The following is a 22,224-nucleotide window of genomic DNA, read 5'->3' on the forward strand; positions in this document are numbered from 1 at the left end:
GATCGCACAGATCAGGCGGAAACGAAGCGCTCTTCCGGCACGCGGACAGCCCGGATCGCAGCCGACGCGAGGCTGCGGACTGAGGAAGCGACGTAAGGGCCTATCGGCCGGAAGAACGGGTGGTACTGCACGGTCGACTTCGATCCATGACAGCCCCACCTCCTCCGGCCGGTCCCCCGTGGGGGACGTGTGAGGGTCGGTTCCACGGGGTCTCAGAGGACGCCCGGCGGGTGCGCACGCGCACCATCCCGACCAGCGGCCAAGACTATCAGCCCACTGAAGAAGCGAGCCCCTTCTTTACCCGTTGCATGCGAGTCCTATGCTCGCGGGATGGCAGAAGTTCTTGCGGCGGTGGAGTCCCGGCTGCGCGGCGCGCTGGGCGAGCCGGACGCGCGCGCGGCGGTCACGTTCCTCGGCACCGACCGGATCGAGGTGCTGCGCTTCCCCGACGCGGCGCAGGGCCTCGTCCGGTACGCCACGCTCGGCATGTCCGCGTCCCCGATGACCGACCCGACGGCCGCGCTCGCCGACCCCGTGAAGGGCCCGCGCGCCGAGCTGGTGCTCAGCGTCCGCGCCGGTCTCGCCGACACCGACAAGGTGCTCCGCCCGCTCGCCGTGCTGGCCGCGTCGCCGCAGGTCGAGGGCGTCGTCGTGGCACCCGGCGCGTCCCTGGACGTGGGCGAGCCGCTGTGGCCGGGCGCCCCCTTCACCTCGGTCCTCGTGGCCGAGCCGGGCGGCCTGGTCGAGGACCAGGAACTGGGCGAGCCGATGGATCCCGTACGGTTCCTGCCGCTGCTGCCGATGACGGGCAACGAGGCGGCCTGGAAGCGGGTGCACGGCGCCGCCGCGCTCCAGGAGAAGTGGCTGAACAGCGGAACGGACCTGCGCGATCCGCTGCGCAGGTCCGTCGCCCTGGACTGAACCGGGCCGGACTCAATCGGCTGGTCGGGACCGGAGCGGACTGAACCCCGGCCGACCGGGCCGGGGCCCGGCGGGGGTCAGTTGGCGAACACCGACACGCTGTCCTCGCTGGCGTGTCGCGGCTCCAGCTCCTCGGCCTCGTGGGTGAGCGCGTTCCGCCGCACCCACACCACGACCGCGCCGATCACCGCGGTGACGGCCGCGACGACGAACGGGATGTGGATGTCGCTCCACTCCTCGATCTTCGGCGCGAAGTAGGGGGCCGCCGCCGCGGCGAACCACCGTACGAAGTTGTAGCCGGCGGACGCGACCGGGCGCGGCGCGTCGGAGACGCCGAGGGCCAGCTCCGTGTAGACGGTGTTGTTCACGCCGATGAAGGCGCCGGACAGGATCGTGCAGACGATGGCGGCGGTGTGGCTGCCGTAGCCGAGGACGAGCACGTCGACGGCGAGCAGGACGAGCGAGCCGCCGAGCACCTTGAGCGAGCCGAACCTGGCCTGCATGCGCGGCGCCACGATCACCGAGAACAGCGCGAGCAGCACGCCCCAGGCGAAGAACACGCCACCCGACTTGTACGGGGTCATGTTGAGCACGAACGGCGTGAAGGCCAGCACGGTGAAGAACGTGTAGTTGTAGAAGAACGCCGAGATCGCGGCCGAGGCGAGCCCGCCGTGGCCGAGCGCCTTGACCGGGTCGAGCAGGGACGTCTTGCGCGCCGGCTTCGGCTGCTCCTTGAGGAACACCGTGATGCACAGGAAGCCGACGGCCATCAGGAACGCGGTGCCGAAGAACGGGTAGCGCCAGCTCGCGTTGCCGAGCAGGGCGCCCACCAGCGGTCCGCACGCCATGCCCAGGCCGAGCGCGGACTCGTAGAGCAGGATCGCGGCGGCGGAGCCACCGGCGGCGGCGCCGACGATGACGGCGAGGGCGGTCGAGACGAACAGCGCGTTGCCAAGACCCCACCCGGCGCGGAAGCCGACGAGCTGGCCGACCGAGCCCGAGGTGCCGGCGAGCGCGGCGAAGACGACGACGAGTGCGAGCCCGGCGAGCAGCGTCTTCTTGCCGCCGATGCGGCTGGAGACGAACCCGGTGACGAGCATGGCGATCGCGGTGATCAGGAAGTACGACGTGAAGAGCAGGGAGACCTGGCTGGGCGTCGCCTGGAGCCCCTTGGCGATGGAGGGCAGGATCGGGTCGACGAGGCCGATGCCCATGAAGGCGACGACGGATGCCCCGGCGGTCGCCCAGACCGCCTTCGGCTGACGCAGGATGCTGCCGGCACCCGCGTCGAACGTGTCCCCTTCTGCGGGACCTCCTGTGCTGCTGTGGCTCATGCCTGCTGCTCCTTCCGGCGGCCTGTTCGTTGCCGTATGCACATATTAAGTTAGGGCGACTAATTAATGCAAGGTGCATCTATCTGTGCTGGTCGGAAGGGCCGCGCCGGGCCGACTCCGGACGGGTGATCGTCCTTGACGCGGCGCGGGACGGGGAGGACCGTGGGCCTCATGAGGGGCGAACCCAGTTGCCCGAAGTGTGGTGGCCGGGTCAGGGCTCCCGGCCTCTTCGCCGACTCCTGGCAGTGCGATGTCCATGGCGGCGTCCACCCGTTGCAGCCCGTGATCCCGCCCAGCGTCGAGGCGCTCGGTGTCGTCGTGCACCGCGCGCGGGTCCCCGTGTGGATGCCGTGGCCGCTGCCCGTCGGCTGGCTGTTCACGGGCGTGGCCGACGCGGGCGACGACCGCACCGGGGGCCGCGCCACCGCCGTCGCCTGCTCGGGCCCGGCCCCGCTCGGCGGCATCGGCGAGATGGTCCTCGTCGCCGAGGAGCTGGGCGTCGGCCTCGGCGCCCGGTACGCGGGCATCGACGGCCCCGACCCGGGGCCCCGCATGGATGTCAGCGGCCCGCCCGGCGCCAAACTTCTCGCCGCCGGCCGCCCGACCCCCCTGTGGCACGTCGACGGCACCCCCGAGGATCGCGCGGTCTTCGCGGGGGAGGCGTGCGGGCTGTGGCTGTGGGCCATCGTCTGGCCCGAGCAGACCGGCCTGCTCATGTACGACGAGCTGGTCCTGACGGATCTGCGGGACGCGGGCGCGGAAGTGGACCTGCTGCCGTGCGGGGCGCTGTCGCCGCGGATTCTTCAGTGAGCGGTCGCGGATTCTCCGGTGCGGGCGGCTCCGACCGGTGCGGGTGACGGCTTCGGTCCGTGAGGATGGCGGCTTCGGCGTAAGGGGTCGGGGGCTGGTTCGGTGGTGACGGGGGAGGGGGAAATCCCCGTTATCCTTGAGCGTCCCCATACGTCCGCCGAGACGTCCGCCGAACGAGCCTGGAGTACGCAGCCGTGCGCATCGACCTGCACACCCACTCCACCGCGTCGGACGGCACGGACACCCCCGCCGAGCTGGTGCGCAACGCGGCGGCCGCCGGACTGGACGTCGTGGCGCTCACCGACCACGACACCACCCGCGGCCACGCCGAGGCCCGCGCCGCGCTCGCCGCACTCGACACCGGCCTGACCCTCGTCCCCGGCGCCGAACTCTCCACCCGGATCGACGGCGTGAGCATGCACATGCTGGCGTACCTGTTCGACCCGGAGGAGCCGGCGCTGCTGGCCGAGCGTGAACTCGTCCGCGACGACCGCGTGCCGCGCGCCAAGGCGATGATCGCCCGGCTGAACGAGCTGGGCGTGCCCGTCACCTGGGAGCAGGTCGCCCGGATCGCGGGGGACGGTTCGGTCGGCCGCCCGCACATCGCGTCGGCGCTGGTCGAACTGGGTGTCGTGCGTACCGTCTCCGACGCGTTCACCGAGCAGTGGCTCGCCAACGACGGGCGCGCCTACGTGGAGAAGCACGAGACGGACCCGTTCGAGGCGATCCGGCTGGTCAAGGCCGCGGGCGGGGTCACGGTGTTCGCGCATCCGGCCGCCGCCAAGCGCGGGCAGACCGTGCCGGAGGCCACGATCGCGGAGCTGGCCTCGGCCGGGCTCGACGGCATCGAGGTCGACCACATGGACCACGACGCCGCCGCCCGCGACCGCCTGCGCGGCCTCGCCGCCGACCTCGGGCTCCTTGTCACCGGCTCCTCCGACTACCACGGCAGCCGTAAGACGGTCGCCCTCGGCGCGTTCAGCACCGACCCGGAGATCTACGGGGAGATCACGCGCCGGGCGGCCGGGGCGTTTCCCGTGCCGGGCGCGGGCGGAACCGTGTGATCCCTGGGGCGCCGAGGGCCGAGGGTCGTTTTTGAACTGGGGCTGTTCTGGCTGGGGTCTGTTCTGAGCGGGTTCTGCTCTGAGTCGGTTCCGGTCTGACCGGGTTCGTCTCGGGCGGAGGTTCCGTTCTGATCGGGGTCCGGTCTGACTGGGTTCGTTTCGGGCGGGTTCCGTTCGGATCGGGTTCCGGACTGGCCGGTCCCGTTCAGAGAGGGTTCCGGTTCGGCCGGGCTCCGTTCTGACCGGGTTCCGTGCGGAGAAGGGACTGTTCTGGCCGGGTTCCGTGCGGAGAAGGGACTGTTCTGGCCGGGTTCCGTCCAGGGATGGGTCCGTTCCGTGCGGGGTCGCTCTGAGCCTGACTCCGCTTCGGCCCGCAGGTTCCGTTCCGGCCGGGTGCCGGGTGCCGGGTGCCGGAGGGCGCGTGACACGCGTCGCCCCCGGCCCGCCCCGGAGCGAAGGTGCCCGAGCAGGTGGCAGCGCCGCCACGAACAGCGCGGCCGGCCCCTGGCCGAAGGCCCCGCCGCTGCGTGTCGGCCCTCGTACGGGGCGGTCCCCGGCGCGGGTCGGTCCCGTCCGGGGCGGCCCTGGTCCGGGACAGTTCAGCTCGGGCGGCTCTCCAGCCGGGGCCAGTCCCCGGCGCCCCTCGCCCCGGCCCCGCGCAAGCCCGGCCCGACCCCGACCCGCCCCGCCCGGGGCGCCCACCACCCCGCCCAGGGCGGTCACCCCACCCGGGGCGGTCACCCCGCCCAGGGCGACCGCCCCACCCCATCCCCCGCTCACCCCTACTTCCGCAAGGCAAGACCTACCGTGTTCGACGCTGCTGTCTTCGGGTCCCTCTTTCTCACGCTTTTTGTGATCATGGACCCGCCGGGAATCACCCCGATCTTCCTCGCCCTCACCGCCGGCCGCCCCGCCAAGGTCCAGAAGCGCATGGCGTTCCAGGCTGTCTGCGTGGCCTTCGGCGTCATCGCCGTCTTCGGCGTGCTGGGCCATCAGATCCTCGACTACCTGCATGTCTCCGTCCCCGCGCTGATGATCGCGGGCGGTCTGCTGCTCCTGCTCATCGCGCTCGACCTGCTCACCGGCAAGACCGACGAGCCGAAGCAGACCAAGGACGTCAACGTCGCGCTCGTCCCGCTCGGCATGCCGCTGCTCGCCGGCCCCGGCGCGATCGTCTCCGTCATCCTGGCGGTCCAGAAGGCCGGTTCGGTCACGACCCAGATCTCCGTCTGGTCGGCGATCATCGCCATACACGTCGTGCTGTGGCTGGTCATGCGCTACTCGCTCGTGATCATCCGCATCATCAAGGACGGCGGTGTCGTCCTCGTGACCCGGCTCGCGGGCATGATGCTCTCCGCCATCGCCGTGCAGCAGATCATCAACGGCGTCACCCAGGTCATCCAGGGAAGCTGACCCGCGCGACGACCCGCACCGGCCCGCCCGGCCCGGCTCGGCCCGTCCTGGCGTGCGCACGCGCGAAGCCCCCGTACGCGGTCCGCGTACGGGGGCTTCGAAGTGGGGTGAGCCGTCGCGCCTTACGAGGCGGTGGACTCGGCCGGGCGGATGTAGAGGCGCTGCCCGATGGCCGCCGCCTGCTGAACGATCCGGTTGACGGAGGCGGCGTCCACGACGGTGGAGTCCACGGCGGTGCCGTCGACGTCGTCGAGTCGCATGATCTCGAAGCGCAAGGGCTTCTCCCTTCGTCTGGTGATCCTCCTGCTGGAGAACTACTGGTGCGGGTGAAGAGTCTTCTCCCGCCGTACGGCCAGGCGGTTGCCTGCCCGTTAAGAGTGGATTGCGTGGCTCCTGTGCCGCGCGTTCTATAGGGGTCAACGAGTTGCCCGCTGCAAACATTCCCTACGCTAAGGAAATTTTTCGAGTATCTAATTACTGACAGGTAGAGCAGCCGTCCGCCTACCCTCCGCACACGCGGTTGTGCACGCCCCGTGACGCCCCGGACAATGGCCGGTGATGAACACTCCAGACCCGGACCGCCTCGATCGCGCCGTCGCGGACCGCATCGACGCCACGAACGACCTGCTCAGGCGGATGCTCGCCGAGGTCGCCAAGACTCCGTCGACGCACGCGATCTTCGTGGACGCGGGCTATCTCTACGCCGCCGCCGGCCGGCTCGTCGCGGGCAGTGAGGACCGCCGCGCCTTCGACCTCGACGCCGAGGGCGTCATCGACGCGCTGATCGACCGGGCCCGCACGATCTTCGCGGACAGCCGCCTGCTGCGCGTCTACTGGTACGACGGTGCCCGGCGCCGCATCCACACCCCCGAGCAGCAGGCCATCGCCGCCCTCCCCGACGTCAAGGTCCGCCTCGGCAACCTCAACGCCAACAACCAGCAGAAAGGCGTCGACTCCCTCATCCGCAGCGACCTGGAGTCCCTGGCCCGGCACCGCGCGATCAGTGACGCCGCCCTGCTCGGCGGCGACGAGGACCTCGTCTCCGCCGTCGAGGCCGCCCAGGGCTACGGCGCCCGCGTCCACCTCTGGGGCATCGAGGCCCCCGAAGGCGTCCGCAACCAGGCCGAACCGCTGCTCTGGGAGGTCGACAGCCAGCGCACCTTCGACCTCGACTTCGTCCGCCCCTACGTCACCCGCCGCACCGCACCCACGTACGAGAGCGCCGACACGCCCCGGCCGACCCGCGAGCAGGTCCGCTTCGTGGGCGCGCAGATCGCGGCGCAGTGGCTCGGGGAGCGCGGCCGGGACGCCCTCGCGGAACTCCTGCCCGGCCACCCCTATCTGCCCGGGCCCGTCGACCAGGACCTCCTCGTGGAGGCCGAGCGCGTCCTCGCGTACTCCCTGCGCGGCCACGCCGACCTGCGGCGGGCGCTGCGGGACGGCTTCTGGGGCCAGGTGCAGACGTGGTTCTAGCGCGCCTCCCCTTCCGTCTTCGGGCCGCCGGCGGTCGCGGGGTGGCGGTCCCAGAACGCGGCGAGCGCCGCCGCCGTCTCCAGCGGGCGGTCCGTGTTGGGTGAGTGCTCGGCGCCGGTGATCACGGTGCGGGCCGCGCCGAGCCGCTCGGCCATCTCGTCCAGCAGCGGCACGGGCCAGGTGTCGTCCCGCTCCCCGGACACCACGTGGACCGGCGGTGCGACGGTCGCCAGCTCGTCCACCCGGTCCGGCTCCTCGCACAACTGACGCCCGGTCGCCGTGAGCTGAGCCGGGCTGTTCCGCAGCCAGCGCAGCCGCAGCTCCTCGCTGTCGCCGCGCACATCGGCCGCGTCCTCCGGCGCGTCAAGGGCCTGGATCGCCTCCCAGACCTGCCCCATGTCCAGCGCGGCCAGCGCGTCCTGGAGCAGCTTCACGCGCTGCCGCTGCGGCTCGGTCACCGCCGCAGGGCCCGACGCCATCAGCGTCAGCGTGGCGAACGGCGCCGGGTCGGCCAGCACCGCCGCCCGCGCGACGAGCCCGCCCAGCGAGTGCCCCAGCAGATGCACGGGCCCCACGTCGAGCGCGGCGGCCTGCGCGAGCACGTCCCGCGCCAACTCCCGCTGCGCGTACGCCGATTCGTCGTCCCGGGGCCCGTCGCTCTCGTACTGGCCGCGCCCGTCGACCGCGACCGTCCGGTATCCGGCTGCGGCCAGCGGGGCGTGCAGCGCGATGAAGTCCTCCTTGCTGCCGGTGAACCCCGGAAGCAGCAGCGCGGTGCCGCGCACCGGACCTGACTCCGGCTCCCCGGTGATCGCGGCGAAGTCACCACGGGCGGTGCGCAGGAGGTGGGCGCGGGTGCCGGGCGGCGGCGTGAACGTGGACGGCCTGCTCATGAGCCGAGATTACGCGGCGGGTGTGACAACGGTCCGCCGAGGGCCCGCGGGCGGCGTACGGCGAAGGCCCGGCCCCCGCTGGGGGGACCGGGCCTTCGCTCTACGCGCGCGTGCGCCGGATCAGGCTTCCGGAGCCTCGGCCACGGCCTTCTTCCGCGTACGGCGTACGGGCTTCTTGGCCTCGCCCTCGACGCCCTCGGGAGCCGCGGCGACGGCCTTCTTGCGCGTGCGCGTGGCGGGCTTCGCCTCGGCGGCACCCTCGTCCGCGACCGGCTCCGCCTTCTTGCGGGTCCGGCGCGCGGGCTTGGCGTCCGCGGCCTCGGCGGTGTCGACGGCGGCTTCGGCCTTCTTGCGCGTACGTGTGCGCGTGGCGGGCTTGGCCTCCGCCTCGACGGCCTCTGCGGCGGTCTCGGCGACGGTCTCGGCCTTCTTCCGCGTACGGCGTACGGGCTTGGCGTCGGCCGCTTCGGCGGTGTCGACCGCGGCCTCCGCCTTCTTGCGCGTGCGGCGCGCGGGCTTGGCCTCGGCCTCGGCGGTCTCGGCGGGGGCCGTCTCGGTGACGGGCTCGGCCTTCTTCCGCGTACGGCGTACGGGCTTGGCGTCGGCGGCCTCGGCGGTGTCCACCACGGCCTCCGCCTTCTTGCGGCTGCGCGTGGCCGGCTTCGCCTCGACGGCCTCGACGGCGGCGTCCGCCACCGGCTCCGCCTTCTTGCGCGTGCGGCGCGCGGGCTTGGCCTCGGCGGCTTCGGCGGGGGCCGCGTCCGCGACGGGCTCGGCCTTCTTCCGCGTACGGCGTACGGGCTTGGCGTCGGCCGCTTCGGCGGTGTCCACCACGGCCTCCGCCTTCTTGCGGCTGCGGCGCGCGGGCTTGGCCTCGTCGGCCTGGTCCGCCTGGGCCTTGGCCTCGGCGATAGCGGCCTCGACGGGCGCCGTCGAAGCGATCTCCGCGACCGGCACGACCGACTCCACGGCCTCGACGACGGCCTCGGCCTTGGACCGCGTACGGCGACGGGTGCGGGCCGGGGCCTCGGCGGCGGGCGCCTGCTCGGCGGCCGGGGCGGGCGCCGCCTCGGTCACCTGCTGCGGAGCCTCGACGACGGCCTCGGGCGCCGACCCGTTGCGCGTGCGGCGACGGCGGCGCGGGGTGCGCGGCGCGCTGTCGTCCTCGGCGACGGGCGTCACCGGCGCGGCCGGAGCCTCGACGGTGGCGGGCGCGGTGGCGACGGCGTCCGCGGCGACCGGCTCACCGGCGCGCGTACGGCGACGGCGGCGCGGCTTGCGGGGCCCGCGCTCGCGCTCCTGCTCCTGGACCTGCTCGCGCTCACGGTCACGGCCGCCACGGCCACCCCGGTCACGGTCGCGGTCACGATCCCGACCGCCACGGCCGCCCCGCGGGGACGCGCCACGGCCGCCGGTCTCGCCCAGGTCCTCGAGCTCCTCGGCGTCGAGACCGGCACGGATGCGCTCCGAACGCGGCAGGACACCCTTGGTGCCGGCCGGGATGTTCAGCTCCTCGTACAGGTGCGGCGACGAGGAGTACGTCTCCACCGGGTCGTTGAACTTCAGGTCGAGCGCCTTGTTGATCAACTGCCAGCGGGGGATGTCGTCCCAGTCGACCAGCGTGATCGCGATGCCCTTGCGGCCCGCGCGGCCGGTGCGGCCGATGCGGTGCAGATAGGTCTTCTCGTCCTCGGGGGTCTGGTAGTTGATGACGTGCGTGACGCCCTCGACATCGATACCGCGCGCGGCGACGTCGGTGCACACGAGCACGTCGACCTTGCCGTTGCGGAACGCGCGCAGCGCCTGCTCGCGCGCGCCCTGGCCGAGGTCGCCGTGGACCGCGCCGGAGGCGAAACCGCGCTGCTTGAGCTGGTCCGCGATGTCGGCCGCCGTCCGCTTCGTGCGGCAGAAGATCATCGCAAGCCCGCGTCCCTCGGACTGCAGGATGCGCGCGACCATCTCGGGCTTGTCCATGTTGTGCGCGCGGTACACGTGCTGCGCGGTGTTGCGCACGGTGGCGCCCTCGTCGTCCGGCGAGGTGGCGCGGATGTGCGTGGGCTGCGACATGTAGCGGCGGGCGAGACCGATGACGGCGCCCGGCATGGTCGCCGAGAACAGCATCGTCTGGCGGCGCACCGGCAGCATGTTGATGATCTTCTCGACGTCGGGCAGGAAGCCCAGGTCGAGCATCTCGTCGGCCTCGTCGAGGACCAGGCACTTCACGTGCGAGAGGTCGAGCTTCTTCTGCCCGGCCAGGTCCAGCAGGCGGCCAGGGGTGCCGACGATGACGTCGACGCCCTTCTTGAGGGCCTCTACCTGGGGCTCGTAGGCACGGCCGCCATATATGGCGAGGACGCGCACATTGCGCACCTTGCCGGCGGTCAGCAGGTCGTTGGTCACCTGGGTGCACAGCTCGCGCGTCGGGACGACGACGAGGGCCTGCGGGGCGTCGGTCAGCTTGTCGGGCGTGGCCCGGCCCGCCTCGACGTCCGCGGGGACGGTGACACGCTCCAGGAGCGGCAGACCGAAGCCGAGGGTCTTGCCCGTGCCGGTCTTGGCCTGGCCGATGACGTCCGTGCCGGAGAGGGCGACGGGGAGGGTCATCTCCTGGATGGGGAAGGGAGTCACGATGCCGACGGCCTCAAGGGCTTCGGCGGTCTCGGGCAGGATGCCGAGCTGACGGAATGTAGAAGTCTGCGTAGTCAGGGTGTTGCCTCTTCTGTGAGGGTGCGGCGCGAGGCGAACGCGGGGGTCTGGACCGTGCCAGTGCCGTGCCGTTGGTACGCCGGTCTCGATCCGCGGGTGCGGGGGGACCGGGTGGCGCGGGACCACTGCCGACGCTCGAGCGCTCGTGCCGCTGAGGGCCCCTCCTCGATCTGTACGCCGTGTGACGTACGACCCGGAGGGCTGTCGGGTCGGAGCCGATCGGGCCACCGACCGGGCATCCTCATGCGTGAGGCCCGTCGCAGGTACGCGCGAGGGCCGAGGCTTGCGCCTGGCCTGCACTCGGCGGGCTCCTTACCACCATACCCCGGAAACCCGCATGTGCGACGGCCGATTTGCTCACGTAGCCGTTGTCACACTCCATGACCAGGGAGTTCCGGGCGGCGGCGAGCGGGCTATTGTGCGCTTCATGGAGACGCCTGACAACGCCACGCCGTCCGCCGAGCAGACCCCCGCCCCGACCGGTATCGCCGCCCAGGACTGGGCGACCGCGGCCGCGGACCCGAACTACCGCGCCGCCGTCATCGACCTGCTGGGCGCGCTGGCGTACGGGGAGCTGGCGGCGTTCGAGCGGCTCGCGGAGGACGCGAAGCTGGCGCCGACGCTGGCCGACAAGGCGGAGCTGGCCAAGATGGCGTCCGCCGAGTTCCACCACTTCGAGCAGCTGCGGGACCGGCTCTCGGCGATCGGTGCCGAGCCGACCGAGGCCATGGACCCCTTCGTCGCCGCGCTCGACGGCTTCCACCGCCAGACCGCGCCCTCGGACTGGCTTGAGGGGCTCGTCAAGGCGTACGTCGGTGACTCGATCGCCTCCGACTTCTACCGCGAGGTCGCCGCCCGCCTCGACTCCGACACCCGCTCGCTGGTGCTGGCGGTGCTCGACGACACCGGGCACGCCACGTTCGCCGTGGAGAAGGTGCGCGCCGCCATCGACGCGGACCCGCGCGTGGGCGGCCGGCTCGCGCTGTGGGCGCGACGCCTGATGGGCGAGGCCCTGTCGCAGTCCCAGCGCGTGGTCGCGGACCGGGACGCGCTGTCGACGATGCTGGTCGGGGGCGTGGCCGACGGCTTCGACCTCGCGGAGGTCGGCCGGATGTTCTCGCGCATCACGGAGGCGCACACCAAGCGCATGGCGGCCCTGGGCCTCGCGGCCTGACGGACTGTCCGCACCGCGCGCGGCTGTGACGTACAAGCACGTACGACGAGCACGTACGAGCATGTACGCGGACGCCGTACGCAGGTGCTGCTGACGTGAGAAGAACGCCTCACCGCCGGACGGGCGGTGAGGCGTTCTATCTCACGTAGGGGTACGGAATCAGGCGCACGAGGCGTACGGCGTCTCCCGGGCGGGATCACGCGTACGGGGTCAGATGGCGGGCTCTGCCACGCGTCGGCCGGAGCAGCAGCGACAACAGGGCCGCCGCCATCACGACGGCGCCGACGAGCGTGGCGATGACATGCCCGGGGCCCAGCGCGGTGTGGGTGACGAACGCGCCGAACAGGCCGCCCGCGACCCCCGTCGGCAGCACGAGCGTGCGCGACGGAAGACGGTGCGGCAGACGGCGGTCCGCCCCCAGTGCGATGGCGAGGCCGAGCAGTGCGGAGCCGAGCGCTTCGAGAAGCATGGTGAGGGTCCCTCCCGCGCGGCCAGTGAGTGCAAATCGGTCGTAGCCGATGTACCCCTGGGGGCCGGAACGCAACCCTCCTCATACGCATTCGCCGCACCTCGCGCGGGCGCGCGCGAGGTGCGTACGCGGGCGGGCACCGGACGCACGCGGGGCCCGGCGGCACACTGCCACCGGGCCCCGCATCATGTCTGCGCCGCATCCGTCCCCGGGTCGGGGAGCGGGTGGCGCGGGCGCTCTAGAGCGGGCCGAAGCCCACCTTGCGCACCGCCGGCTCGCCGATCTCCACGTACGCGAGACGCTCGGCGGGAACGAGGACCTTGCGGCCCTTCTCGTCCGTCAGAGAGAGGAGCTGCGCCTTGCCGGACAGCGCTTCGGACACCGCGCCCTCGACCTCTTCGGCGGACTGACCGCTCTCCAGAACGATCTCGCGGGGCGTGTGCAGCACGCCGATCTTGACCTCCACGGTCTTGTCCCTCCGACGATGCGTGATGTGCGCGGACGACCGCGCCGTACCTCGCAAAGATTAGCCCGGAGAGGTCAAGCTCCTGCCGTCCCGGCTGCACGCCAAGAGCGAACAGCGGTACGGGAACAAAAGTCGGACGTGCGGTCGGCCTTCCCCGGCGGGCGCCGGGGCGACCGAGGCGCTCTCCTTGCCGGGCGCCGCGGCGGGCGTGGCCTCAGTGCTGGTCGACGCCGTGCAGCGGGAAGCCGGCGATGCCGCGCCAGGCCAGCGACGTCAGCAGTTCGACCGCCTTGTCGCGCTCCACCGGGCTCGCGCTGGACAGCCAGTAGCGCGCCACGACCTGGGAGACGCCGCCGAGGCCCACGGCCAGCAGCATCGACTCGTCCTTCGACAGGCCGGTGTCCCCGGCGATCACGTCGGAGATCGCCTCGGCGCACTGCAGGCTGACCCGGTCCACGCGCTCGCGCACCGCCGGCTCGTTCGTCAGGTCCGACTCGAAGACCAGGCGGAACGCGCCGCCCTCGTCCTGCACATAGGCGAAGTACGCGTCCATGGTCGCCGCGACGCGCTGCTTGTTGTCCGTGGTGGAGGCCAGGGCCGTGCGCACCGACTGGAGCAGCGACTCGCAGTGCTGGTCGAGCAGCGCCAGATACAGCTCCAGCTTGCCCGGGAAGTGCTGGTACAGGACCGGCTTGCTCACCCCGGCGCGCTCGGCGATGTCGTCCATCGCCGCCGCGTGGTACCCCTGCGCGACAAACACTTCCTGCGCCGCGCCCAGAAGCTGATTGCGTCGGGCACGGCGCGGCAGGCGAGTGCCCTTGGGGCGCGCTGCCTCAGTCTGCTCGATGGCTGTCACGCCGCCTCCCAAAATCGTCCGTGTGCGGTGTGCGCCGCGCGGTCATCGTACTTTTGAGTAACCAAGATGTGCGCGGTGCGAGCGCAGAATTTCACGGACCGGTCCACGGTGAAAGCCGCGCGTAGCACGGCTGACGGCCGCGAACCAGTGCATAACGTCCCATCAAGGGCGGCCTACGTCCCACAAGGGGCGGCCTTAGTCCCCCGACGGGCGGTCCTGCGCGTCAGCGGTAGTCGTCCTCGTCCAAGGCGACCACGCGGGCCTGCTCGGCGCGATCCGCCTCGTTCGCGCTGTCCGGGTCGGCGTCCGGCGGCGGGACCTCGTCCTCGGCGGGCGCGAGATCCGTGCGCTGCTCGGCCGCGTCCGCCTCCGGGGCCTCCACGGCGAACTCCGCCGGGCCGCCCTCCGGCTCCTCGAAAGTGGTCGGATCGCTCGGGTCGACCGTCATCAATGGCTCCCTTCCTCAGCTGATGTCCGCAGGGGCGGGTGCCCTGTTTCGAGCGTAGGAGACACCCGCGCGGTGCGCTATGTGATCGCTACGCGCGCGTAGCGATACGAACGGGGGTGAGCGCGCGTGCAGTGGGGGCGACGCGGCGGGTCTGGCGGCGGTCTTGACCGCATCGAGGGACGGGAGGCGCATGTCACGTGGGGGATAAGCGAGCTTTGGGCAGAGCTGCGTGCAATCTGTGACAGCGAACACACAAATCGGTGCGTGATCGTCTCGTAACATATCCGCATGCCTTCGACCGAGCCGCCGCGCGTGCCCATGCCCCTCGCCGCCGCGCCGCCGGAGCCCGGCGCCGCCGTCCGGGCCGCGGAGGGGGAGCGGTTGCGCTCGGTCGCCCTGCCGGGGCTGACGCTGACGGTCCGTTCGCGGCCCGGCACGCGCGAGGGGCTGCCGCCCGCGCTGTACGTGCACGGACTCGGCGGCTCCTCGCAGAACTGGTCGGCCCTGATGCCGCTCCTGGAGGACGTGGTCGACGGCGAGGCCGTCGACCTGCCCGGCTTCGGCGACTCCCCGCCGCCCGACGACGGCAACTACTCGGTGACCGGCCACGCGCGCGCGGGCATCCGTTACCTCGACGCCCAGGGCCGCGGCCCGGTCCACCTCTTCGGGAACTCGCTCGGTGGCGCCGTCGCCACCCGCGTCGCCGCCGTCCGGCCCGACCTCGTACGTACGTTGACGCTGGTGTCGCCCGCCCTGCCGGAGCTGCGCGTCCAGCGCACCGCCCTGCCGACGGGCCTGCTCGCCGTCCCCGGAGTCGTCACGCTGTTCACGCGCCTGACGCGGGAGTGGACCGCGGAGCAGCGCGTCCGCGGCGTCATGGGACTCTGCTACGGCGACCCCGCGCGCGTCACCCCCGAGGGGTTCCAGGCGGCGGTCGACGAGATGGAGCGGCGCCTGAAACTGCCCTACTTCTGGGACGCCATGGCCCGCTCCGCGCGCGGTGTCGTCGACGCGTACACCCTCGGCGGGCAGTACGGGCTGTGGCGGCAGGCCGAGCGGGTGCTCGCGCCGACGCTCCTCGTCTACGGCGGCCGCGATCTCCTCGTCTCGTACCGGATGGCGGCGCGCGCGGCGCGGGCGTTCCGTGGGTCGCGGATGCTCACCCTGCCCGACGCCGGGCACGTGGCGATGATGGAATACCCGGAGACGGTCGCCACGGCCGTCCGGGAACTCCTCGCGGACACCGGGACGTTGAAGCCGGCAGAGGCGGCGGAGCCTCACGAGCCGGAAGCGACAGGTCCGGCGGGACCGGAAGAGACGCGAAGAGCGCCAAGAGGGAGAGCCGAGGACGCGGGCGCGGGCGAAAGCGCCCTGGGGGACAGTACGCATACGAACAGCACGACACCGGGGAGCTGAGGCGGCCAGTGGGACGGCATAGCCGCCAAGAGCCGGCAGACAACGGCGACACCGCCGCCATACCTGTAGCGCCCCCCGCGGCGCCGCGCCCGCCACGCCTCGCGCCCGGTACCGGGCGCAGGCGCAGGCCGCCCGTGGCCGACCGGCCCGAGGCGGAGACGCCCAGGCCCGACCGCCGGACCGGCGGAGCGGGTGGCCCCGGCGGCGTCGGTAAGCAGGACGTGCCTGCGTCCCGCGCCGGTGGAGAGGTACGCGGGGGACACCCTGAGCAGCGGGAACCCGGCGGCGGCTGGGGTGCGCCCTCCGCGCCCTCCGCGACCTCCGCGCCGATCTCGTCGTCCGGGTCCTCGGCGGCGCCGGGCGATTCCGGCGCCGGGCGCGCCGGGGCGGCGGGCGCCGAGGGGCAGTCCCGTACGGGCTCCGCGAGCGGTGCGCGCCGTGGCGCCGCCGCACCGGAAGCGGGCCGGGGCGCCGGGCAGACGTTCGTGCCCGGGTCGCGCCGGGGCACCCCGCGCCAGGAGTACGTCGACGCGTTCGACGGTCCGGGCACGCCCCCGGGCGGCTCGGGCCCGTACAGCGCTCCCGCGGCCGGCGGGGAACCCGAGGAGCCCTCCCGTACGCCCGAGCCCGGGTCCGGGTCCGGCGCGGCGCGGGACGACGGCCCCGACGCGGACGGCGCCGGCGGTACCGGGCGCGAGAAGCGCGGCAAGGGGCTGCTGTACACCGGCGTCGCGGCGGCCGCCGTGACCACCGTGCTCGCGGTCGTCGTCGCCGGGCAGGTCGCGGACGGCGGCTCGTCCGGCTCCAGGACGACCGCGCGCGGCGGCGAGGGCCCCCGTGCCAACGGCGACTCGACCTCGCGTTCCGACGGGCGCCCGACCCCTTCGCGCACCGCGCAGGCCGCCCTGTCGACGTACGAGCAGAAGATGGCCAGGAAGTACCCGCTGGCAGCCGACATGGCCGCCACGGGCGACTTCCGGACCATGCCCGGCTTCGACAAGGCGCCGGGCAGCGGGCACAAGTTCCGCTACCGCGTGGACGTGGAGAAGGGGCTCGGCCTCGACGGGCCGCTGTTCGCGGAGGCCGTGCAGAAGACCCTCAACGACAAGCGGAGCTGGGCGCACGACAACGCCCGCACGTTCGAGCGGATCTCCAGCGGCAAGCCGGACTTCGTGATCACGCTGGCGAGCCCGGTGACGACGGCGAAGTGGTGCGCGCGCTCCGGCCTCGACACGACCCAGGACAACGTGTCGTGCGACTCCGCCGCCACCGACCGCGTCATGATCAACGCCTATCGGTGGGCGCAGGGTTCGAAGACGTACGACGACGTCCTGCACGGCAAGGCCATCCACCCGTACCGGCAGATGCTCATCAACCACGAGGTCGGCCACCGGCTCGGCTTCAACCACGTGACCTGCTCACGCGCCGGCGCGCTCGCGCCCGTCATGCAGCAGCAGACGAAGTTCCTCACCTTCGAGGGAATCACGTGCAAACCGAACCCCTGGGCGTATCCCAGGGGTTGACGCTCCGTAGCAATGCGTAGTGGATCGGTCCCTTAGCGCGACAGAACGTCACACGCGCGGGAAAGTTACGGCCGTTCACCCCTTTTGGTGGCGCGATGGACAACCGTCCGTCGCGCCACCGGCATGTCCGCATACGTTCGTCCCGCTGCGAGCCGCCGAGCCAACGGCGGCTCCCCACAAGGGAGATCGGGGGTGTGCGCGTGCGCATCGGACTGCTTACCGAGGGTGGTTATCCGTATGTGAGCGGTGAGGCCAGACTCTGGTGCGACCGGCTCGTGCGCGGGCTCAAGCAGCACGAGTTCGACATCTACGCGCTCAGCCGCAGCCAGGAGCAGGAGGACGCGGGCCGGCTCGAACTGCCGCCGCACGTCGTCCAGGTGCGGACCGCGCCCCTGTGGTCCGGCGCCACGACCGGCCCGGGCGGGCCCGGCGGCGACGGCGGGACGCTCGGCCGGCGCGGCCGCCGCCGGTTCACCGCCCTGTACCGGGAACTGGTCGAGGCCGTGGTGTGCGGGGCCGGTGGCGCGGCCGGGGCAGATGGGGGCGCGGGCGCGGGTATGGGCGCGGGGTCGGGGCGGACCTCCGGGGCGCGTGGCGTTTCCGGGTTCGCCTCCCGTGCCGTCTTCGGGGGCGATTCCGGTGGCTCCGGGGACGGCTCCGCCGAGCAGGCGGACCGTTTCGCCAACGCGCTCTACGGGCTCGCGGAGCTGGCCCGGGACGTCGGCGGGTTGGGGCCCGCGCTGCGTTCCGAGGCCGCCGTGAGCATCCTGGAGCGCGCCTGCCGGGCCCCCGGCGCCCTGCGGGCTGCCCGCGCCGCCCGCGTCCCTGACCTGCTCACCTTCGCCGGGCACGTCGAGCGCACCCTGCGCCCCCTCTCCCTCGACTGGTACGAGGACCGCTCCGGCGCCCCGGACGGCGGCGGCCTCGCCTCCGTCGACCTGTGCCACGCGACGTCCGGCGGCGCGGCGGCGCTGCCCGGCCTGATCGCCAAGCGGTTCTTCGGCGTCCCCCTGCTCGTCACGGAGTACGGGGTCCAGCTCCGGGCCCGCTACATCGCGGCGGGCGACGCCGAACTCAGCGCCCCGGTCCGCGCCCTCCTCGCCGCCTTCCACGGCCGCCTGGCCGCCGAGATCTACCGGCAGGCCGCGGTCATCACCCCGGGCAACGCGCACGCCCGCCGCTGGCAGGGACGGTGCGGCGCCGACCGCGCCAAGCTGCGCACCGTCCACCCCGGGATGGACGCGTCCCGCTTCGCCGAGGTCGGGGAGCGCGAGGAGCCGGGCGACCCGGACACGCTGGTCTGGGTCGGGCGTATCGATCCTTCCAAGGACCTGATCTCCCTGCTGCACGCCTTCGCCGAGATCCGCAAGGAGGAACCGAAGGCCCGGCTGCGGATCGTGGGCGCGATGCCGACGGGCGTCGCTGGTGGTCGTCTTGGGGCGGGCGGCCGTCTTGGGGCGGGCTTCGGGGGCGTTGGTGGTGCCGGTGGGCTCGGGGGTGCCGGGGGTGCCGGGGGTGTCGGTGGTTTCGGCGGCCTCGCGGGTGCCGGTGGTGCCGGTGGCTTCGGGGAGAGCGGCGGGGGTGTGAGCGCCGGGGGCGATGCGGGGGCGGGTTTCGGGGGGGCCGGGATCGGTGGCGGTGCCGGTGGGGTCGTTGGGTTTGGTGGGCTCGGTGGTACGGGAGCCGGTGGTGCTGGTGGGTTCGGTGTGGCTGGTGGGGGTGGTGTCGGCGGTTCGGTGGCCGGGGGCGGGGTGGCGGTCACCGGTGCAGGCTTCGGTGCCAGTTCCGGTGCCGGTGCCTGTGTGGGGGGCGCGGGGGTTGTCCCGGGCGTCAACGGGGGTGGCACGTGGTCCGGCGTGGTTCCGGGGGCGGGCCAGGGGCAGGGCTTGGGCGGGGCGCCGCTCGCCTGCGACCAGGAGGCCGAGGTCTATCTCGGGCACTGCAAGGCCCTCGCCGCCCAGTTGTTCCCCGACGAGGCCGAGGGCATCCACGCCATCGGCGAGAACCCCGTCTCCTTCGAGGAACTCGGCGGCCCTGAGGCCCCCGACCTCGCCGAGGTCTACGGCTCGGGCAGCGTCGTCGTCCTGTCCAGCGTCGTCGAGGGCTTCCCGATCAGTCTCGTCGAAGCGATGTTCTGCGGGCGCGCGACCGTCTCCACGGACGTCGGCGCCGTCGTCGAGGTCATCGGCGGCACCGGCCTCGTCGTACCGCCGCGCAATCCCAAGGCGCTCGCCGAAGCATGCCTCGCGCTCCTGCGCGACTCCGCCCGCCGTGAACGGCTCGGCGCCGCCGCCCGTGCCCGCGCCCTCGAACTCTTCACCGTCGAACAGAACATCATGGCATTTCACAGCATTTACCTGGAGATCGTCTCTCGCTGTCCGGTACGCCGGGAGGCCGTGGACGACGCGGGGGAGCCCGTGCCCTTCGCCCACCCCCTGGAGGCGTACGTGCCCGGACGGTGGACGGCGTCGGCCTCCGGCGGTGCCCGGGGCGGAGCCTGGCTCACCGGCCGTGCTGCCGATACGCGGACGCCCGGCCGGACGTCGGACGCCGATGCCGACGCCCGGCACGGCGACGAAAAGCACGGAGGACCCGGCGAACTGGCCGGAGCGACCCCGGGTCGAGGGGAGGCAGACGCATGAACCGCCACGACGGCACGACCGGCTCCGGGCGCACGCCCGAGGGCGGCGTCGGCACGGACATCCCGAGGGTGCCGGTCGGCGCCGGGGCCTGGGGAGCCGACTCCGCGCAGGCCCTCCACACGGCCCTGCTCGACGAACTGCCCGCGCTGTCCGGCACGGGGGCGGCGTCCGGCAGCACCGAGAAGCACGCCGCCGCCCCGGCCGACTCCGCCGACTCCGGCGACTCCGAGCCGGGAAGTGAGGTCGTGTCCGGGCTTGCCTGTGAGCCTGACTCTGGACCCGTCAGTGAGCGCGATTTCGGGCCTGCCTGTGAGCCTGACTCCGGACCTGCCTGTGAGCCCGCCTCCGACCTGAGTTCCGAGCCCGCCTCCGGCCCAGGCTCCGGGCCTGCGTCCAACCCGGGCTCCGGGCCTGCGTCCGGAGCGACCTCCGAGTCAGCGTCCGAAGCTGCGCCCGGACCGGCGTCCGAGCCCGCCTCCAGGCCGGCGTCCGAATCAGCGGCCCGACCGGTGTCCGGGTCGGCGTCCGAATCAGCGCCCCGACCGGCGTCTCTCTCCACCCAGGTCGAACTCCACGCGCCCGAGGCAGCGGCCCCGCCCGCGAAGCCGGACCCCGGGACGCCGAACTCCGCGAAGCCGAACTCCGCGAAGCCGGACCCCGCGCAGCCGGACCCCGCGCAGCCGGGCCCCGGGCAGCCGGGCTCGGCGCAGCACGCTTCCGCGAAGGCGGACTCCGTAGAACCGGGCTCCGGGCCGCTGGGCCCGGGGGAGTCGGTCTCCTGGCAGCCGGACGCGGCGGCCTCAGCCTCCACTCCTGCCCCGGCCTCCACTCCTGCCCCGGCCTCTGTTCCCGCCCCCGCCAAGCCTCGCACCCCGCACCGCCGTACCGGCGCGGACCCGGTGAAGGTCCTGATGCACCGCCACCGCGAGCTGTGCGAACGTGCCGTCGACCCGCTGGAGATCGCCGCCGGCCTCGAAGCCCACGGCGTGACCGATCGCACCGCCGCCCGCTACCGGCACAAGGACGTCTTCGCCCTCGCCGAAGAGATGTACGCCCGCGTCCCCCGCGACGGCGAACAGGACACCCTCGCCCCTCTCACCCCCGCCCCGCCCACCGGCGGCCCGCGTGGCGCGTGGGCGGTGCTCGCCCTGCTGCCCGGCGCTGTCTGCGCACTGCTCCTCCTCGCACTGGACGCCACCACACGGTTCACGCACCTCTCTGTCGCCGTCGTCGGCACCTGCTGTCTCGCCGCCGCCCTGCACGCCACCCTGCGCCGGGGCCCGCTGCACGCCCCCGAGGGTTCCGTCACCCCCGCGACCCGCGTCCGGGTCTGGTGGCTGCTCGGCTACGCCGTCCTCGGTGACGGGCTCCTCGACGCCGCCCTCGGCGGTGGCCCCGACGGGGCGTGGGCCCCTTCCACCGCCCCGCTCCTCGGCCTCTATCTCGCCGTGGCGCCCGCGACGTGGTGCGCCGGGATCTTCCGGTCCGGAACGCGCCGCCGCCTCGCCACGAGCCGGGGCCTCGCCGAGTTCGCCGCGTCGGCCCGGCCCCTGCTCCTCGGCTCCGTCGCCCTGTTCGCCCTGGCGCTGTCCGGGCTGCTCGCCCTGGCCGGGTTCCTGCTCGGCCGGGACGCGCACTACGCGAGCGCCGTCTCCCTCGGTGTCCTCCTGTTCCTCGCCCGACTGCTCACCGCCCACGGCCGCGGCCACGCCCCGAACGTCGTGCTCGGGATCGCCGCCGCCGCCGAAGCCCTGGCCCTCGCCGGGGTCTTCGCCGCCCGCCTGCCCGGCTGCGCCGCCGTGGGCGTCCCGGTCGAGACAGCCGTGGACGCGGCCGGCGCGGGGATCGTCCCGGCCACGGTGTGCGCGGCGGCCGCCCTCGCCCTGCTGGTCCACGCGGTGCGCACCCTCACGCGTGCCTCCGCCCACGCGTGCCCCGACGCCCCGGCCGGAGGCACCCCGTGACACGCCCCCGCCCCATCCCCGCAGCCCGGCGCACCCCCACGACGACGATCACGCTCCCCGCCCACCCGACGCCCCCGGCAACCGGGCCCGCGCCCGCCGCCCAACCGGCGCCCCCGGCAACCGCGCCCGTGCCCACGGCGGTGACCGCCCACCCGGACGCCTCGGGCGCCGACCCCGGGGCGGCGACAGCCCACCGGACAGTCCCGGCCGCCGACTCCGCACCCGCGCCCTCAGCGGAGACCGCCCTCCCGGCAGCCCCCGCCGCCGACCCCGCAGCAGCGACCGCCGACCCCGCACCCGGGCCCGAGACCACCCATCCCGCCGGCCCGGAAACCGCGCCCGCGAGCACGACCACGCCCCCGCGCGCCCCGGCCCCCGGCACCGCCCCCGCCGGGAACCCGCGCCGCGGCGCCACGGTGACCGTGACGCTCCCGCGCCGCAGGCCGCCGGCCGCACCCCGCACTCTCCCGGGCCGCCCGGCGGGCCACGCGCCGCACGCGCCCGCCACCGCATGACCCGTACCACCCCTCTCCCGCGGGGCCGACACCGCGGAACCGATGAACGACCCACGGCAACACCCCTAAGGAGAACGCCAGATGACCACCCCTCCTCCCGGAGGCACCGGATACGCCGGATACTCCGGACCTCACGG

19 protein-coding genes are annotated in these 22,224 nt (G+C 73.5%); 11 read left to right on the plus strand and 8 right to left on the minus strand.

Translation table 11 applies throughout. The annotated features are described in order from the left end of the window. Positions 1-330 precede the first annotated feature (330 nt). The gene (locus ACZ7LY_RS05910) at positions 331-921 is read left to right on the plus strand and encodes a suppressor of fused domain protein (RefSeq protein WP_471623283.1); all 591 of its coding nucleotides are present in this window, start codon (positions 331-333) and stop codon (positions 919-921) included. Positions 922-998: 77 nt separating this feature from the next. Here ACZ7LY_RS05910 and ACZ7LY_RS05915 read toward each other — a convergent pair whose 3' ends face one another. Further along, positions 999-2,255, minus strand: coding sequence for an MFS transporter (locus tag ACZ7LY_RS05915; RefSeq protein ID WP_471623284.1), 1,257 nt, complete (start codon positions 2,253-2,255; stop codon positions 999-1,001). A gap of 171 nt (positions 2,256-2,426) precedes the next feature. On the opposite strand from ACZ7LY_RS05915, the gene ACZ7LY_RS05920 reads away from it, so the two are divergent. The 3 genes from ACZ7LY_RS05920 to ACZ7LY_RS05930 all read left to right on the plus strand — a co-directional run bounded on the left by ACZ7LY_RS05920 (position 2,427) and on the right by ACZ7LY_RS05930 (position 5,542). Next, a complete protein-coding gene (locus ACZ7LY_RS05920; RefSeq protein ID WP_471623285.1) occupies positions 2,427-3,065 on the plus strand; it encodes a DUF6758 family protein in 639 nt (212 codons plus the stop codon). A 194-nt stretch (positions 3,066-3,259) separates the two neighbouring features. After that, entirely contained in the window at positions 3,260-4,129 is an 870-nt protein-coding gene (locus tag ACZ7LY_RS05925) for a PHP domain-containing protein (protein WP_471623286.1), read from the plus strand. Between the two features lie 807 nt (positions 4,130-4,936). Continuing rightward, entirely contained in the window at positions 4,937-5,542 is a 606-nt protein-coding gene (locus ACZ7LY_RS05930) for a MarC family protein (RefSeq protein WP_471623287.1), read from the plus strand. A gap of 122 nt (positions 5,543-5,664) precedes the next feature. On the opposite strand, the gene ACZ7LY_RS05935 is transcribed toward ACZ7LY_RS05930, so the two are convergent. Beyond that, entirely contained in the window at positions 5,665-5,817 is a 153-nt protein-coding gene (locus ACZ7LY_RS05935) for a hypothetical protein (RefSeq protein WP_255978309.1), read from the minus strand. A gap of 283 nt (positions 5,818-6,100) precedes the next feature. Between ACZ7LY_RS05935 and ACZ7LY_RS05940 the strand changes: the two genes are divergently transcribed. Continuing rightward, the gene (locus tag ACZ7LY_RS05940; RefSeq protein ID WP_471623288.1) at positions 6,101-7,015 is read left to right on the plus strand and encodes an NYN domain-containing protein; all 915 of its coding nucleotides are present in this window, start codon (positions 6,101-6,103) and stop codon (positions 7,013-7,015) included. Here ACZ7LY_RS05940 and ACZ7LY_RS05945 read toward each other — a convergent pair. Beyond that, positions 7,012-7,908 carry an alpha/beta fold hydrolase gene (locus tag ACZ7LY_RS05945; protein ID WP_471623289.1) on the minus strand — a complete coding sequence of 299 codons (897 nt, stop codon included), beginning with the start codon at positions 7,906-7,908 and terminating at the stop codon, positions 7,012-7,014. The two genes, ACZ7LY_RS05940 and ACZ7LY_RS05945, sit on opposite strands and share 4 nt — an antisense overlap. A 120-nt stretch (positions 7,909-8,028) precedes the next feature. Further along, positions 8,029-10,512, minus strand: a complete 2,484-nt coding sequence (locus ACZ7LY_RS05950) for a DEAD/DEAH box helicase (RefSeq protein WP_471623502.1) — start codon at positions 10,510-10,512, stop codon at positions 8,029-8,031. 529 nt (positions 10,513-11,041) lie between these two features. Between ACZ7LY_RS05950 and ACZ7LY_RS05955 the strand changes: the two genes are divergently transcribed. Beyond that, positions 11,042-11,788 carry a ferritin-like fold-containing protein gene (locus ACZ7LY_RS05955; protein ID WP_471623290.1) on the plus strand — a complete coding sequence of 249 codons (747 nt, stop codon included), beginning with the start codon at positions 11,042-11,044 and terminating at the stop codon, positions 11,786-11,788. A gap of 196 nt (positions 11,789-11,984) precedes the next feature. Here ACZ7LY_RS05955 and ACZ7LY_RS05960 read toward each other — a convergent pair whose 3' ends face one another. The 4 genes from ACZ7LY_RS05960 to ACZ7LY_RS05975 all read right to left on the minus strand — a co-directional run bounded on the left by ACZ7LY_RS05960 (position 11,985) and on the right by ACZ7LY_RS05975 (position 14,027). Beyond that, positions 11,985-12,257, minus strand: coding sequence for a hypothetical protein (locus ACZ7LY_RS05960; protein WP_471623291.1), 273 nt, complete (start codon positions 12,255-12,257; stop codon positions 11,985-11,987). 238 nt (positions 12,258-12,495) lie between these two features. Then, positions 12,496-12,723, minus strand: a complete 228-nt coding sequence (locus ACZ7LY_RS05965; RefSeq protein ID WP_471623292.1) for a DUF3107 domain-containing protein — start codon at positions 12,721-12,723, stop codon at positions 12,496-12,498. A gap of 214 nt (positions 12,724-12,937) precedes the next feature. Next, complete coding sequence (locus ACZ7LY_RS05970) at positions 12,938-13,579, minus strand: TetR/AcrR family transcriptional regulator (RefSeq protein ID WP_471623293.1); 642 nt, start codon at positions 13,577-13,579, stop codon at positions 12,938-12,940. Between the two features lie 223 nt (positions 13,580-13,802). Then, a complete protein-coding gene (locus tag ACZ7LY_RS05975; protein ID WP_471623294.1) occupies positions 13,803-14,027 on the minus strand; it encodes a hypothetical protein in 225 nt (74 codons plus the stop codon). Between the two features lie 288 nt (positions 14,028-14,315). Here ACZ7LY_RS05975 and ACZ7LY_RS05980 point away from each other — a divergent pair, with 288 nt between their 5' ends. The 5 genes from ACZ7LY_RS05980 to ACZ7LY_RS06000 all read left to right on the plus strand — a co-directional run bounded on the left by ACZ7LY_RS05980 (position 14,316) and on the right by ACZ7LY_RS06000 (position 22,087). Further along, positions 14,316-15,443 (plus strand): alpha/beta fold hydrolase, encoded by a 1,128-nt coding sequence (locus tag ACZ7LY_RS05980; RefSeq protein ID WP_471623295.1) that lies wholly within the window; start codon positions 14,316-14,318, stop codon positions 15,441-15,443. A 134-nt stretch (positions 15,444-15,577) separates the two neighbouring features. Further along, on the plus strand, positions 15,578-16,966 hold the full coding sequence (locus ACZ7LY_RS05985; RefSeq protein ID WP_471623296.1) for a DUF3152 domain-containing protein: 1,389 nt from the start codon (positions 15,578-15,580) through the stop codon (positions 16,964-16,966). Positions 16,967-17,166: 200 nt separating this feature from the next. Next, positions 17,167-19,608, plus strand: a complete 2,442-nt coding sequence (locus ACZ7LY_RS05990; protein ID WP_471623503.1) for a DUF3492 domain-containing protein — start codon at positions 17,167-17,169, stop codon at positions 19,606-19,608. Next, on the plus strand, positions 19,605-21,572 hold the full coding sequence (locus ACZ7LY_RS05995) for a hypothetical protein (protein WP_471623297.1): 1,968 nt from the start codon (positions 19,605-19,607) through the stop codon (positions 21,570-21,572). Before ACZ7LY_RS05990 ends, ACZ7LY_RS05995 begins: the two co-directional genes overlap by 4 nt. Next, complete coding sequence (locus ACZ7LY_RS06000; RefSeq protein WP_471623298.1) at positions 21,569-22,087, plus strand: hypothetical protein; 519 nt, start codon at positions 21,569-21,571, stop codon at positions 22,085-22,087. The genes ACZ7LY_RS05995 and ACZ7LY_RS06000 overlap by 4 nt, the downstream gene beginning before the upstream one ends. Positions 22,088-22,224: the final 137 nt, after the last annotated feature.

The organism is Streptomyces sp. NPDC107550 (assembly GCF_055639095.1).